This window comes from Actinomadura sp. BRA 177 (genome assembly GCF_013372625.1).
Taxonomy (GTDB): Bacteria; Actinomycetota; Actinomycetes; order Streptosporangiales; family Streptosporangiaceae; genus Spirillospora.
This window is the reverse complement of record NZ_JABXFD010000198.1, coordinates 1-13,992: the sequence shown is the minus strand read 5'-3', so window position 1 is coordinate 13,992 and position 13,992 is coordinate 1. Positions and strand designations below refer to the sequence as shown.

Here is a 13,992-nt window from a genome sequence, read left to right as displayed (position 1 = left end):
GGTGTGGGGGGACGACAAAGGCGACACGCCGGGCGGGCGAGCCTTCCGGGGGCGGGGGTGGTGCCAGCATGGAGCGGTGAGCGACAGGACGCCCGGGCAGCGTGCGAAGCGGGAGCCGTCCAGACCCGCCCCGGCGAAGGGTGAGGCGGGACGGCCGCGAGCCGAGGCGGCCAGGGGGCGTCCGCCCGCACAGGTCGCGCGGCCGCTGTACGTGACGGGGCTGGTCGCGGCGCTGTGGTGCGTCGGGATCGGGCTCGCCGTCCTCACCACGATCACGCTCATCGGGTGGATCGCGGCGCCGAAGACCGCGATGGGCCACGGCCTGTCCGGGGTGTTCCGGACGGCCGTGAACTTCTGGCTCGTGGCCCACCACGCGGGCTTCTCCTACGGGCAGGGACGGGTCGGGCTGCTGCCGCTCGGCGTCATCGTCCTGCCCGGCGTGCTGCTGTACCGGGGCGGCGGCTGGATGATCCGGGTCGCGGGGCTGCGGCAGCGTCCCCGCATCGCGGTCGTGCACGTGGCGGTCGCGCAGGCCGCGCCCTACGCGGGGCTGGCCGCGCTGCTCGCGCTCGCGGCCTCGTCCAAGGAGGTGCGGCCGTCGGCGTGGCAGGCGCTCGTCGGGTGCTTCCTCGTCGCCGTCATCGCGGGCGGCCTCGGCGCCGCGCGGGCGGTGGTCGCCGCGCAGGTCGCGGCCGAGGCGAAGGGACGGCGGGTCCGGTCCGGGCTGGGCGCGCTGCTGCGGCTGCTGCCGGAACGGCCCCGTTCGCTGGTGATCGGCGTGGCGGGCGCGCTCGGCGTGCTCCTCGCGTCCGGCGCGGTGCTCGTGGCCGTCGCGCTCGCGATGAACATGGCGGCCGCCGACGACCTGTACGGCATGCTCGCCCCCGGTGTCGTCGGCGGCGTGCTGCTCCTGCTCGTCGAACTGGCGTTCCTGCCGAACGCGGTGATCTGGGGCATGGCGTACGCGGTCGGGCCGGGCTTCTCGGTCGGCGCCGGGACGAGCGTCTCCCCGACCGGCGTGTTCCTGGACATCGTGCCTGCTTTCCCGCCGCTCGCCGCGCTGCCGCAGCCCGGCCCGGCGCCCGCGCTGTCGCTGATCGCGCTGGCCGCGCCGTTCGCCGCGGGCGCGGTCGGCGGCGTCCTCACGATCAGGTCGCTGCCGAGCCCGGTGGCGGAGGGCGCGCCGCTGTGGGGCTTCGTGTCGGGCGCGCTGACGGGCGCGGTCGCGGCCCTGCTCAGCGCGCTGTCCGGCGGCCCCTTGGGCGGTGGACGGATGGCGACCGTGGGCCCGTCCGCCTGGCAGGTGGGGCTGCTGGCGGCCCTTGAGGTGGGCATCTCGGCGGCGATCGCGGCGTGGGTGGCGAACTGGATGGTGCTGCGCCGCCCGGCGCGCGAGGCCACCAAGAAGAGCAAGCCCAAGAAGGCGCCGAAGAAGGCGGCGAAGAAGCGCGTCCAGCCGAAGCCCGCGACGGTGCCGCTGTCGGCCCCCATCCCCGGCGACTACGACCTGCCCGCGGCGAAGGCGCCCAAGGCCCCGCACGCACCGGATCCGGTGCAGTTCGAGGAGGCCGAGCCCGTCCTCGCTCCGCGCCGCCCCCGCCGCCGGAGCGATCCGCTGCCCGACCTCGCCGAAGAACGTCCCGAGCCGAAACCAGCGCCACCACCGCCGCTGCCGAGTGACGGCACGATCGTCGTCGAAGGCCACATCGTGGACGACCCAGAGCCCGAGCCCGAGGAACCGGCCCGCCCCGTCCCGCCGCCCCGCGCGGACCCGAACCGCACCGAGAACCGCGGCGGCGCCATCTACGTCCTCCGCGAAGAGCCCGACCGCGACGACTAGAGCGGGCGCCTAGAGCAGGTGGCCGTACTTGTCCATCCAGCCGGGGGGCAGGTCGAGCTTGTCCTCGATCTTCGGGTAGAACTCGTCGCGGCACGCCTGCTGGTCGATGTGGGTGTTGGACGCGTTGACGCAGTCCCAGTAGCCGCTGAACTCGGTGCGCAGGAAGACGGCCATGCCGACCATCACCACCGACATCGCCAGGCCGATCGCGCCCATGACCATGCCGGGGACGGCGCCGGGCACGGCGTCGGAGGTGCCGCGCACCTGCCGCCGGGCCTTGATCCCGACGACGAGCGAGGCGATGCCCAGCACGAGGCCCAGCGGGTAGAAGAACAGGGAGGTCACCAGCGCGATGCCGCCGAGCCACAGGGCCCGCACGCCGGTCTGCCGCGCCTCGGACGGTCCCGCGGGCGGCTCTCCCGCCGGCCGCCCGTCGGGGCGGTCATCGGGACGGACCTCGCGGCCCTGCTGCTCGCTCACGTTCGTTTCCTCCTGGCCGGTGGTGGATGGTGCGGTGGTGGATGTGCGGTATCTGCCGTGGAGCGGCGCCGAGCCCGCCCGATAGGCTGCGTGCTGTCCCAGCAACGTCCACCGGGGAGTCATGGTGTCCGCCCGGCTCGTCGTCCTCGTCTCCGGCGCGGGGACCAACCTACAAGCGCTGCTCGACGCGTGCGCGGATCCAGCCTACGGGGCGAACGTCGTGGCCGTGGGCGCGGACCGCCCCGATATCGGGGGAACCGAGCGGGCGAAGCGTGTGGGTTTGCCCACTTTTACGGTCTGTATCCCGGATTTCCCGTCCCGGGACGGCTGGGACGCGGCGCTGACCGAGGCCATCGCGGCGCACGAACCCGACCTCGTCGTCTCCGCCGGCTTCATGAAGATCCTCGGCCCGCGCTTCCTGGCGCGGTTCGGCGGCCGGACGGTCAACACCCATCCGGCGCTGCTGCCCTCGTTCCCCGGCGCCCACGCCGTCCGGGACGCCCTGGCGTACGGCGTGAAGGTCACGGGCTGTACCGTTCACTTCGTCGACGAAGGCGTGGACACCGGACCCGTCATCGCCCAGGAGACCGTCCCCGTGGGCTGGCATGACGACGAAGACTCCCTGCACGAGCGGATCAAGCAGGTGGAGCGCCGGCTCCTCGTCGACGTCGTCGGACGGCTGGCCCGCGACGGCTGGACCACGCGCGGCAGGCGGGTCTCGATGAAGTGCAGGACCTGTGGTGAATCTTCCGACGACCATGAGGGGAGCTCGGCCGGTGAGTCGGGTGGCGATTAAGCGCGCGCTGATCAGCGTGTACGACAAGACCGGGCTGGAGGAGCTGGCCCGCGGCCTGCACGAGGCGGGAGTGGAGATCGTCTCGACCGGGTCCACGGCGGGCCGGATCTCCGCCGCCGGCGTTCCGGTGATGAAGGTGGAGAAGCTCACCGGCTTCCCCGAGTGCCTGGACGGACGGGTCAAGACCCTGCACCCCAGGGTGCACGCGGGCCTGCTCGCCGACCGCCGCAAAGAGGACCACCTCCAGCAGCTCGAAGACCTCGCCGTCGAGCCGTTCGACCTGGTCGTCGCGAACCTGTACCCGTTCGCGGACACGGTCGACTCGGGCGCCAAGCCGGACGAGTGCGTCGAGCAGATCGACATCGGCGGCCCCACGATGGTGCGCGCCGCCGCGAAGAACCACGCGAGCGTCTCCGTCGTCGTCGACCCGTCCGCCTACGGGACGGTCCTGGACGCCGTGACGGCCGGCGGTTTCACGCTGGAGGAGCGGCGCCGCCTCGCCGCGCAGGCGTTCGCGCACACCGCGTCCTACGACGTGGCCGTGGCCTCCTGGTTCGCGAGCGGCTACGCCCCCGACGAGACCGCCGCCGAGACGCAGTGGCCCGATTTCCTCGGCGCCACCTGGGAGCGGTCGAACACCCTCCGGTACGGCGAGAACCCGCACCAGCGCGCCGCCCTGTACCGCTCGCCCGGCGAGACCGGTCTGGCCGGCGCCGAGCAGCTGTACGGCAAGGAGATGTCCTACAACAACTACGTGGACACCGACGCCGCCCGCCGCGCCGCCTACGACTTCACCGAGCCCTGCGTCGCGATCATCAAGCACGCCAACCCGTGCGGCATCGCGGTCGGCGCCGACATCGCCGAGGCGCACCGCAAGGCGCACGCCTGCGACCCCGTCTCCGCCTACGGCGGCGTGATCGCGGCGAACCGTCCGGTCACCGCCGACATGGCGCGGCAGGTCACCGAGAGCTTCGCCGAGGTGGTCATCGCCCCGTCCTTCGACGACGAGGCCGTCACCGTCCTGAAGAACCGGTTCAAGAACGTCCGGCTGCTGGTCTGCCCGGACGCCCCGGCCGGCGCGACCGAGTACCGGCGCATCGACGGCGGCGTCCTGCTGCAGGGCGTCGACCAAGTGAACGCGTCCGGCGACGACCCGACCACCTGGGAGCTGAAGACCGGCGAGGCCGTGGACGAGGCCACCCTCCGCGACCTGGCGTTCGCGTGGCGGGCGATCCGCTCGGTCAAGTCGAACGCGATCCTGCTGGCCGCCGACGGCGCGACCGTGGGCGTCGGCATGGGCCAGGTCAACCGGGTCGACTCGGCCAAGCTCGCGGTCGCGCGGGCCGGCGCCGAGCGCACCGCGTCCGCCGTGGGCGCCTCCGACGCGTTCTTCCCCTTCCCGGACGGCCTTGAAGTGCTGACCGAGGCGGGCGTGAAGGCGATCGTCGAGCCCGGCGGCTCCGTCAACGACGACAAGGTCATCGAGGCGGCGCAGAAGGCCGGAATCGCCCTGTACTTCACCGGCGTCCGGCACTTCTACCACTGACCGGCGGCGAACCCGGTGTGGCGCGTAACACCGCCACACCGGGTTTACCTCTGGATCCCTTTACTTTTCCCTGCGGGTAGCCTCGGCCCGGACCGCGCCCTCATGACCCTCCCTTGACCCCGGCGCGGGCGTTCCGTGATGGAGGCGCGAAATGGACGTGCTACTGGCCCTCGCCCTGAGATCGGTCTACCTGGTCGACTCCCTGCTGATGGACTCCCGGCAGGTGATCGGGCTGGTCGCGGCCTTCCTCGCCGCCGTCCTGGCCGCGCAGCTCGGCTGGCACGGCACCGACCGCATCCTCGCCCGGCGGCAGCGCTCCGAGGACTGACCCGCCCCGCCGTTACCATGGGTTTTCACGCGACTGGCGCGGCAAGGTGGATCACCACCGGGGAGCGAACGACAGTCCGGACACCGCGCGCCTGGGTGGACGGGACCTCGAGCCGGGCTCGGTCCTGCGCGGCCGTGCGCGAACCGGCGAGATCCACGCGGAGGAACGCATGACGGCACAGATTCTGGACGGCAAGGCCACGGCCGCCGAGATCCGCTCGAACCTCAAGGGCCGCGTCGAGGCGCTCCGCGAGCGCGGCGTGACCGTCGGGCTCGGCACCGTGCTGGTCGGCGACGACCCGGGCAGCCACTCCTACGTCAACATGAAGCACCGCGACTGCGCCGAGGTCGGCATCGAGAGCATCCGCCGCGACCTGCCCGCCACCGCCTCGCAGGACGACGTGGAGCGGGCCGTCGCCGAGCTGAACGCCGACCCCGCGTGCACCGGCTACATCGTCCAGCTGCCGCTGCCGAAGGGCCTGGACGAGCAGCGCGTGCTGGAGCGCATCGACCCGCTGAAGGACGCCGACGGCCTGCACCCGACGAACCTTGGGCGGCTCGTCCTCATGCAGCCGGGCCCGCTGCCCTGCACTCCGAAGGGCATCGTCGAACTGCTGCGCCGCTTCGACGTCCCGATCAAGGGCGCCGAGGTCACCGTCGTCGGCCGCGGCATCACGGTCGGGCGCTCGCTCGGCCTGCTGCTGACCCGGCGCAGCGAGAACGCGACCGTCACGCTCTGCCACACCGCGACCCGCGACCTGGCCGCGCACACCCGCGCCGCCGACATCATCGTGGCCGCCGCCGGCGTCCCCGGGCTCATCACCGCCGACATGGTGAAGCCGGGCGCCGCCGTCCTCGACGTGGGCGTCTCCCGGGTGGACGGCAAGCCCGCCGGCGACGTCGCCGCCGACGTCCGCGAGGTCGCCGGGTGGGTCGCGCCCAACCCCGGCGGCGTCGGCCCGATGACCCGCGCCATGCTGCTGGCGAACGTCGTCGAAGCGGCCGAGAACCGCTGACACGCGGCCGGGGCCGCCACTCAGCACCGAGATGGCGGCCCCGCACACGTTGCTCCTGGCCGGGCCGCGCCGTCACCTGCGCCGCCCTGTCCGGGAGGTTCAGCGATCGCCCTCGTGCACGCGCTGCCGGGAGGGCGACCGCAGGTTCACATCAGCTGGCCCTCCGTCCGGCGGCGCTAGGGGCCGGACGGCCCGGCCCGTGGGCGTGGCCGGGGCTGCCCGGCCTGCGCGTCTCCGCCGTGCCCCGGACCCCGGGGACCCGGCCGTCCATCGGCGGACGGCCCTGGTGCGGGACGTGCACCGGCGGCAGCGGACGGACGAGGCCCATCGCGATGACCTCGTTGGCGAGCCGGGTGCGCCGGTTGGCGCCCTCGGGGATGCGGAACTTCTGGTAGAGGCGCAGCAGGTGCTGCTTGACGGCCGCCTCCGTGACGACCAGCTCGCCGGCGATGTCGCGCGCCGTGGCGGGGGCCACGAACGCCTCGTCGGACAGGGCGGGCCTGCACAGCGAGGTCAGCACGTCGACCTCGCGGCGGGTGAGCTCGGGCGCGACGGCGCGCCGCAGTTCGACGTCCGGGTCGACCTCCTCACGGGGGATGCCCCCCAACCGGCAGCGCGCCGTGCCGAAGCTGACGACGTCACCGTCCTCCAGGACGCGGCGGGCGATCGGCCTGCCGTTGACTCGGGTCCCATTGCGGGACAGGCCCATGTCCACCACGTAGACGTACGGACCGCGTCGGACGATTTCTGCGTGCAAACGGGACACACTCGGGTCGTCGAGGCGTACGTCGACTCCTCTCCCTCTCCCGACCGTCGTAACGTCGGGGCGCAGCGGCATCACCAGCCCGCTGTCCTCGATCCGCATGAACGGCCCCTCCACGGCAGTCCTCCCAGCTAGTTAGCGACCCCTGTCTGCCGGGTTACCCGGGCGCCGTGCCGTCACACCCTCCTACTGGCGAGTAGCACCGATGGTGCAAGGGATTCCGGCCTCTCGGGCATCACCCGGGCACCGTCTGTCACACCCCTTTTCCCGGCGATGCGCGACAAGCCGGACCGTTCCATCGCGGCGATGTCGTCCCCCGCCGCGATCGGCGATACCGTGAGGACCATGAGCACTCAGGTGCACCGGCGCAGGCGGAAGGCGCCGCGCCGCAGGGGCGCCGCGCCGCACTGGCTGGCGCAGCTGCCGTATCTGCTCGTGCTCAGCGGGGTCGGCGCCGGCCTGACGCTGGCCGCCTTCAACTACTTCCGCAAGGGCTCCGGCCTGATCTGCGCCGCGCTGCTGATCGGCGCGCTCGCCCGGCTGCTGCTGCCGGAGTCGCAGCTCGGCCCGCTCGCCGTCCGCAGCCGGTCCGTCGACTGCTGGACGCTCGTGATCACGGGCGAGATGGTCGCGTTCGTGTCGCTGAGCGTCCCGCCGATGAACAAGACCGGCCTCGTCCTCGCGGGCGCGTTCGGTGTGCTGATCGCGCTCACCGCGGTCGCCCGCGGGATCCGGCTGCTGATCAAGGGACGCCGCTCCGCCGGGGCCGAACCGCCCGGGAACGGGCCGCCGGGCTAGCACGTCGTCCCAGGTAGAGCCGTTCCGGGCCGGGCCAGGTCTAGACCGCGTGACCGGCTCGGCTAGCCTTGCCAGTTGAGCCTTACAAGGACTTGAGGTTCCCTTCGCCCGGCGATCCCGGCGGCCCCGACACCGCCCATACCCGCCGCGGCCGGAGGGACCTCACCGCTGGCCAGGTGTAGGAAAGGGACAGCAACAGCATGCCCAAGATCAAAGTAGCGGGCCCGGTCGTCGAACTCGACGGCGACGAAATGACGCGGATCATCTGGAAATTCATCAAGGACCAGCTGATCCTGCCCTACCTCGATGTGGACCTGAAGTACTACGACCTGGGGATCGAGCACCGTGACGCCACGGACGACCAGGTCACCGTCGACGCCGCCAAGGCCATCCAGGAGCACGGCGTCGGCGTCAAGTGCGCGACCATCACCCCCGACGAGGCGCGCGTCGAAGAGTTCGGCCTGAAGAAGATGTGGCGGTCCCCGAACGGGACGATCCGCAACATCCTGGGCGGCGTGATCTTCCGCGAGCCGATCGTCACGTCCAACATCCCCCGCCTGGTCCCCGGCTGGACGAAGCCGATCATCATCGGCCGGCACGCCCACGGCGACCAGTACAAGGCCACCGACTTCGTCGTCCCCGGCCCCGGCAAGGTGACGATCACCTACACGCCGCAGGACGGCTCCGAGCCGATGGAGATGGAAGTCGCGGACTTCCCCGGCGGCGGCGTCGCCATGGGGATGTACAACTACGACGACTCCATCCGCGACTTCGCCCGGACGAGCATGCGGTACGCGCTGAGCCGCGAGATGCCGCTGTACCTGTCGACGAAGAACACGATCCTCAAGGCCTACGACGGCCGGTTCAAGGACCTCTTCCAGGAGATCTACGAGACCGAGTTCAAGTCCGACTTCGAGGCCAAGGGCCTGGAGTACGAGCACCGCCTCATCGACGACATGGTCGCGGCGGCGCTGAAGTGGGAGGGCGGGTTCGTCTGGGCCGCCAAGAACTACGACGGCGACGTCCAGTCCGACACCCTCGCGCAGGGTTACGGCTCCCTGGGCCTGATGACGTCCGTCCTCATGACGCCGGACGGCAAGACCGTCGAGGCCGAGGCCGCGCACGGCACGGTGACCCGGCACTACCGGCAGCACCAGCAGGGCAAGCCGACGTCGACCAACCCGATCGCGTCCATCTTCGCCTGGACACGCGGCCTTGAGCACCGCGGCAAGCTCGACAACCAGCCCGAGGTCATCGACTTCGCCCGCAAGCTGGAGCAGGTCTGCGTCGAGACGGTCGAACACGGCCAGATGACCAAGGACCTGGCGCTGCTCGTCGGTAAGGACACCCCCTTCTTGACTACGCAGGAATTCCTGGCAGCGCTCGACACCAACCTCCAGAAGAAGATCAACGGCTGACCGCCGAGACTTCCGCCGAGGCCGTCCCGGAGCGATCCGGGGCGGCCTTTCGCGTGCTCGGGGACTGGGCGCCATGCCGGTGGGTGCACCTGGGCGGCGGCGGGTAGGGGGCGCGCGATAGCCTGACGTCGGAAGTATCTCGACGGCGAGAGAAACCGCGGCGGCGCGGCTCTTCGGCGGTCGGGTTCGACGAAGGATGGCCGCCTGAGCCCCGTCAGGTCACAGCAGGAGAAGGACGCATGACTCGCACCCCAGTCACCGTTACCGTTACCGGCGCCGCAGGCCAGATCGGCTACGCGCTGCTGTTCCGCATCGCGTCCGGGCACCTCCTCGGCGCGGACGTACCCGTACGCCTGCGCCTGCTGGAGATCCCGCAGGCGGTGAAGGCCGCCGAGGGCACCGCGATGGAGCTGGACGACTGCGCGTTCCCGCTGCTGTCCGGCATCGACATCTTCGACGACGCCACGAAGGCTTTCGCGGGGACGAACGTCGCGCTGCTCGTCGGCGCCCGCCCGCGCACGAAGGGCATGGAGCGCGGCGACCTGCTGGAGGCCAACGGCGGCATCTTCAAGCCGCAGGGCGAGGCCATCAACGCGGGCGCGGCCGACGACGTCAAGGTCCTGGTGGTCGGCAACCCGGCCAACACCAACGCCCTGATCGCGCAGCAGCACGCCCCGGACGTCCCGGCCGACCGCTTCACCGCGATGACGCGCCTGGACCACAACCGCGCCCTCGCCCAGCTCTCCAAGAAGGCGGGCGTCTCCGTCGCCGACATCAAGAAGATGACGATCTGGGGCAACCACTCCGCGACCCAGTACCCGGACATCTTCCACGCCGAGATCGCCGGCAAGAACGCCGCCGAGACGGTCAACGACCAGGCCTGGCTGGAGAACGACTTCATCCCGACCGTCGCCAAGCGCGGCGCCGCGATCATCGAGGCGCGCGGCGCCTCCTCCGCCGCGTCGGCCGCGTCCGCCGCCATCGACCACGTCCACACCTGGGTGAACGGCACCGCCGACGGCACCTGGACGTCCATGGCGGTCGTGTCGGACGGCTCCTACGGCGTCCCTGAGGACCTCATCTCGTCCTTCCCGGTCACCACGAAGGACGGCAAGTGGGAGATCGTCCAGGGCCTGGACATCAACGACTTCTCCCGCACCCGCATCGACGCCTCGGTGAACGAGCTGTCGGAGGAGCGCGACGCCGTCCGCAAGCTCGGCCTCATCTGACCCCACCCGCGAACGAGCCCCGGACCGTCCAGGCCCGGGGCTCGTCCGCGTTTGCCGAAACCGCACGACCGCGTGCCTCGTGACGCCTTCCTGGCAAGGCTGGAGGGCGATGCTCGTCCGCCGAGAGGAAGACACGATGCCCGCAAAGCGCCGTACCGACACCCCGCCGCCCCGGACGGGAAACAGCGAGGCCGAGGTCCTGCGCGGCTTCCTCGACTACCTCCGCACCTCGATCGCCGCAAAGGTCGACGGCGCCTCCGAACCGCAGGTGCGAACGGCCATGGTGCCGTCCGGCACGAACCTGCTCGGCCTGCTCAACCACCTGACGTCCGTCGAACGATCCCTGTTCCTAGGGGAGGACGTCACCACCTGGCAGGCGACATTCAAGGCGTCACCAAACGACAGCGTGGCCGAGATCGTCGCCCACTACCGGAAGACGGTCGAACGCGCGAACAAGGTGCTCGACGCATGCACCGACCTAGCCGCCCCGATCCCGGGCCGTCCCGCCCCCAGCGTCCGCTGGGCGCTCACCCACATGATCGAGGAAACCGGCCGCCACGCGGGCCACGCCGACATCCTCCGCGAACTAATAGACAGCACAACCGGCCGCTGACCCCTCAGATCCGGCGAGCCGGCTCGTCCAGCCACACCCTGTCGCCCTCAGGCGCGACCGTTAGCCCGAACCGCTCGACCCCGGGCCCACCATGCCGAACCCACCACTCGAACGCGTCCTCCAACTCGTCCCAAAGCCGGCGCTCGCCATACTGAGTGACCTTGCAGCCGGGCTCCCAGTCGCATGCAGCCCACGGCCCTTCAGGGGATCTCCCGCCCCGACCCGTACTGCGTCGCGTTGGTGACCAGCTCGCTGATGATCAGCACCACATCGTCGCTGATCCCGGACAGCCCCAACTCGGCAAGCCGGAGCTTAACCTCCGAACGCACCTCGCCCGCAGCCGCCGAAGACGCCACATTCAGCGCCCTCACGCCGCCATCCATCACGACCACCGCGCGATCTGCCTCAGCACGAGCACCGCCCGCTCCGCCGCCACCGACACGGCCCCGACGTCGCCGAGCACGTGCCCGCGCTCACCACCCCACCGAAACTGCCGTCCATCGCACGCGATTACCCGCTCACCCCGCGCCCCAGCGCAACGATCACCGTCCCCCGTACACCTCCGTCCGGCACCCTCGCCGCGTGAGCTGCATCGCCAACGCCTCCAGCGGCTCGCCCGTAACATCTCCCATGAGTCCGACCTCCATCGTCGGGCTAAAGCGGGTCCGTCAAGATAACGGTGTAACTCGATCTTGATGGTTCTACTTGCGGGCGGCGGACAGGCGGCCTTCGAAGGCGATCTCGAAGGCGTTGAGTGCGGGCTTCCATCGGCTGATCCAGCGTTTCTGGCCCTTGCCGGTGGGGTCCAGGCTCATCACCGCGAGGTAGATGCACTTGAGGGCGGCCTGCTCGTTGGGGAAGTGGCCGCGGGCGCGGACGGCCCTGCGGATGCGGGCGTTGACGCTTTCGATCGCGTTCGTGGAGCACACGACTCGCCTGATTTCGGCGTCGAACTGCAGGAACGGAACGAACTCGGCCCAGGAGTTCTCCCACAGCCGCACGATCGCCGGATAGCGTTCGCCCCAGGTCTCGGCGAACTCCAGGAACCGGTCTTCGGCGGCCTCGGCGGTGGGTGCGGTGTAGACGGGCTTGAGTGCCTTGGCGACCGCGTCCCAGTGCTGGCGGGCGGCGTATTTGAAGGTGTTGCGCAGCAGGTGGATGATGCACGTCTGGGTGAGGGCCTGCGGCCAGACGGTCTCGATCGCCTCGGGCAGTCCCTTGAGACCGTCGCAGACGACCATGCACACGTCCTCGACACCGCGGTTGCGGATCTCGGTGAGGACCTGCAGCCAGTACTTGGCGCCCTCGCCGCCGTCGCCGGCCCATAGCCCCAGGATGTCGCGCTTGCCGTCGACCGTGACGGCCAGGGCGACGTAGATGGGACGGTTGGCGACGTGCCCGTCGCGGATCTTGACGTTGATCGCGTCGATGAAGATCACGGGGTAGACGGGGTCCAGTGGCCGGTTCTGCCACTCGGTCATGCCGTCCATCACCCGGTCGGTGATGGCGGTGATTGTCGTCTTGGACACGTTCGCGCCGTAGACCTCGGCCAGATGTGCGCTGATCTCGCCGTGGGTGAGGCCCTTCGCGCTCAGCGACAGCACCATCTCATCCACGCCCGACAGACGACGTTGACGCTTCCGGACCAGCTGCGGCTCGAACGAGGCGTCCCGGTCGCGGGGCACCGAGATCTCCACGGGCCCGACCTCGGTGACCACTGTCTTGGCCCGACGGCCATTACGGGAGTTGCCCGAGTTGTCGCCGGCCGCGTCGTGCTTGGCATAGCCCAGGTGGGCGTCCATCTCGCCCTCCAGCGCCGACTCCAGGAACACCTTGGTCAGCTGCTGCAGCAGCCCGCCCTCACCGGTCAACTCCAGGCCCTGGTCGCGGGCCTGGTCGGCCAGCCGCCGCAGCATCTGCACATCCAGCGTGCTGACCTCGGCCGCCCCGCCGGTCGCCTCGGTCCCGGCCTCGGGCACCGTCTCCGGCTCGACCACCTCGGCGGCCACGTCGATCCTCGTCTCACTCATCGGGGGTGTCTCCTTCCGAGAGGAACATCAGTCCCTCACGTCTCCGGAGTTACACCGTTGATCGTATAGACCCGCTAAAGCCCGGGGAGCGGCGTTGCAGCGCCGTCCGGGGCCGCTCTTCTCTGTTTTTTTGGGACGGAAGGCTGCACCGTCTTTGTTGGTGGCCCGCATACTCGGAGAAGAATGGCAAGCTGGTGAGTCCTTCCATGTAATCGAGTGAACTGGGCTCGTGGCTGCAGGCCGTGACGATCACCGGCACGCGCTCGACGGCGCACCGCGCCATCGCCGACTATCACGCGATATTCGAGGAATATCTCGTCCAGTTTGAGCTGCCCGACGTCCGCTTCCACCTCGGTGGGGCGTCCGGCGTCGAGTCACTTGCCCTGGTCTGGCTGGCCGATGAGACCGAAACGGAACTCATGGTCGCCGTCCCGGCCAAGCTCGCCGATCAGCCGGCCGACGCCCGTGATGCGATCGCGACCATCCGGGAATCAGGCCGCCTTGCCGGGCTGGTCGAACTTGGTGGGCCGCTCGAGACGACGGGTTACTTCGCCCGCAACCGCTGAATAATCGACCGCAGTGGTTTTCTCATCGGTTTCCCGCGGCGGGGACGAATGCCAGCGGTACCTGGTCCACACTCGACTATGCGGCAAACCATGACAAACCGCGCTTGGGTAATGCCGGTCTAAGCTGCGGTGGGTGTACTTGTGGAATGGACGGGCCGCGCAAGGCCGGTGCGCGGCGCAACTGAGTAGCATCCGGCGTACGATCGGCCGCTGGGATTCCGCTGCCAGTGTCCCGGACGAGCAGTGCCAACTGCTTCTCGCGCACACCCACTCCCGTACGTCCACCGGATCGGTGGCCCTCGGCCCGGGGCCGGACTTCAGGGAACTACTGGACTCACTCGCGTTGATGGGGATGCTCGCCGGGCGGCTCGACGAGGTCGCGGGCACGGTCAGCGCCGCCGTCACCGCCACTGGCACGCACTTGCTGGCCTTCACTCAGTGCGGTAAGCATTCACGTCAGACGCGCAGTGTGATGGGCGGCTGCTTCGGGTGACGGTCCGTTGCTTTGATCATCGATGGTGGGCTGTGATGTGATCTTGGTGTGTCCGGCCTGGAGGAGATGTCGCGTGA

General features: G+C 70.4%; 15 protein-coding genes and 1 riboswitch. Of the genes, 11 read left to right on the top strand and 4 right to left on the bottom strand.

What is annotated here, in order from left to right:
- The first annotated feature begins 76 nt into the window (after positions 1 to 76).
- Positions 77 to 1,840 (top strand): DUF6350 family protein, encoded by a 1,764-nt coding sequence (locus HUX53_RS07060; RefSeq protein WP_309237094.1) that lies wholly within the window; start codon positions 77 to 79, stop codon positions 1,838 to 1,840.
- A gap of 9 nt (positions 1,841 to 1,849) precedes the next feature.
- Here HUX53_RS07060 and HUX53_RS07055 read toward each other — a convergent pair whose 3' ends face one another.
- On the bottom strand, positions 1,850 to 2,320 hold the full coding sequence (locus HUX53_RS07055; RefSeq protein WP_176402354.1) for a DUF4190 domain-containing protein: 471 nt from the start codon (positions 2,318 to 2,320) through the stop codon (positions 1,850 to 1,852).
- Positions 2,321 to 2,441: 121 nt separating this feature from the next.
- On the opposite strand from HUX53_RS07055, the gene purN reads away from it, so the two are divergent.
- From purN to HUX53_RS07035, 4 genes are all read left to right on the top strand, one after another.
- Positions 2,442 to 3,116 (top strand): phosphoribosylglycinamide formyltransferase, encoded by a 675-nt coding sequence (gene purN, locus HUX53_RS07050; protein ID WP_176402353.1) that lies wholly within the window; start codon positions 2,442 to 2,444, stop codon positions 3,114 to 3,116.
- On the top strand, positions 3,097 to 4,662 hold the full coding sequence (gene purH / locus HUX53_RS07045; RefSeq protein WP_309237093.1) for a bifunctional phosphoribosylaminoimidazolecarboxamide formyltransferase/IMP cyclohydrolase: 1,566 nt from the start codon (positions 3,097 to 3,099) through the stop codon (positions 4,660 to 4,662). The genes purN and purH overlap by 20 nt, the downstream gene beginning before the upstream one ends.
- A gap of 151 nt (positions 4,663 to 4,813) precedes the next feature.
- Complete coding sequence (locus tag HUX53_RS07040) at positions 4,814 to 4,990, top strand: hypothetical protein (RefSeq protein WP_176402351.1); 177 nt, start codon at positions 4,814 to 4,816, stop codon at positions 4,988 to 4,990.
- Between the two features lie 19 nt (positions 4,991 to 5,009).
- Positions 5,010 to 5,094, top strand: a riboswitch (ZMP/ZTP riboswitch).
- Positions 5,095 to 5,159: 65 nt separating this feature from the next.
- Positions 5,160 to 6,005: a bifunctional methylenetetrahydrofolate dehydrogenase/methenyltetrahydrofolate cyclohydrolase gene (locus tag HUX53_RS07035; RefSeq protein ID WP_176402350.1), complete on the top strand. Its 846-nt coding sequence runs from the start codon at positions 5,160 to 5,162 to the stop codon at positions 6,003 to 6,005.
- Positions 6,006 to 6,156: 151 nt separating this feature from the next.
- Here the strand turns inward: HUX53_RS07035 and HUX53_RS07030 are convergent, their stop codons facing one another.
- Positions 6,157 to 6,885: an FHA domain-containing protein gene (locus HUX53_RS07030; RefSeq protein WP_176402349.1), complete on the bottom strand. Its 729-nt coding sequence runs from the start codon at positions 6,883 to 6,885 to the stop codon at positions 6,157 to 6,159.
- A 228-nt stretch (positions 6,886 to 7,113) separates the two neighbouring features.
- On the opposite strand from HUX53_RS07030, the gene HUX53_RS07025 reads away from it, so the two are divergent.
- From HUX53_RS07025 to HUX53_RS07010, 4 genes are all read left to right on the top strand, one after another.
- Complete coding sequence (locus HUX53_RS07025) at positions 7,114 to 7,566, top strand: DUF3017 domain-containing protein (protein ID WP_176402348.1); 453 nt, start codon at positions 7,114 to 7,116, stop codon at positions 7,564 to 7,566.
- Between the two features lie 200 nt (positions 7,567 to 7,766).
- Complete coding sequence (locus tag HUX53_RS07020) at positions 7,767 to 8,984, top strand: NADP-dependent isocitrate dehydrogenase (protein ID WP_176402347.1); 1,218 nt, start codon at positions 7,767 to 7,769, stop codon at positions 8,982 to 8,984.
- Between the two features lie 239 nt (positions 8,985 to 9,223).
- Positions 9,224 to 10,213, top strand: coding sequence for a malate dehydrogenase (locus tag HUX53_RS07015; protein WP_176402346.1), 990 nt, complete (start codon positions 9,224 to 9,226; stop codon positions 10,211 to 10,213).
- A 136-nt stretch (positions 10,214 to 10,349) separates the two neighbouring features.
- Positions 10,350 to 10,826 carry a DinB family protein gene (locus HUX53_RS07010; RefSeq protein ID WP_176402345.1) on the top strand — a complete coding sequence of 159 codons (477 nt, stop codon included), beginning with the start codon at positions 10,350 to 10,352 and terminating at the stop codon, positions 10,824 to 10,826.
- 200 nt (positions 10,827 to 11,026) lie between these two features.
- On the opposite strand, the gene HUX53_RS40800 is transcribed toward HUX53_RS07010, so the two are convergent.
- Both HUX53_RS40800 and HUX53_RS07005 read right to left on the bottom strand, forming a co-directional pair.
- Positions 11,027 to 11,155, bottom strand: a complete 129-nt coding sequence (locus HUX53_RS40800; RefSeq protein ID WP_255205013.1) for a hypothetical protein — start codon at positions 11,153 to 11,155, stop codon at positions 11,027 to 11,029.
- Between the two features lie 372 nt (positions 11,156 to 11,527).
- Positions 11,528 to 12,742 (bottom strand): IS256 family transposase, encoded by a 1,215-nt coding sequence (locus HUX53_RS07005; RefSeq protein WP_255205014.1) that lies wholly within the window; start codon positions 12,740 to 12,742, stop codon positions 11,528 to 11,530.
- A 356-nt stretch (positions 12,743 to 13,098) separates the two neighbouring features.
- Here HUX53_RS07005 and HUX53_RS07000 point away from each other — a divergent pair, with 356 nt between their 5' ends.
- Positions 13,099 to 13,422, top strand: coding sequence for a hypothetical protein (locus HUX53_RS07000; RefSeq protein WP_176402344.1), 324 nt, complete (start codon positions 13,099 to 13,101; stop codon positions 13,420 to 13,422).
- A gap of 346 nt (positions 13,423 to 13,768) precedes the next feature.
- Entirely contained in the window at positions 13,769 to 13,915 is a 147-nt protein-coding gene (locus HUX53_RS06995) for a hypothetical protein (RefSeq protein ID WP_176402343.1), read from the top strand.
- Positions 13,916 to 13,992 lie beyond the last annotated feature (77 nt).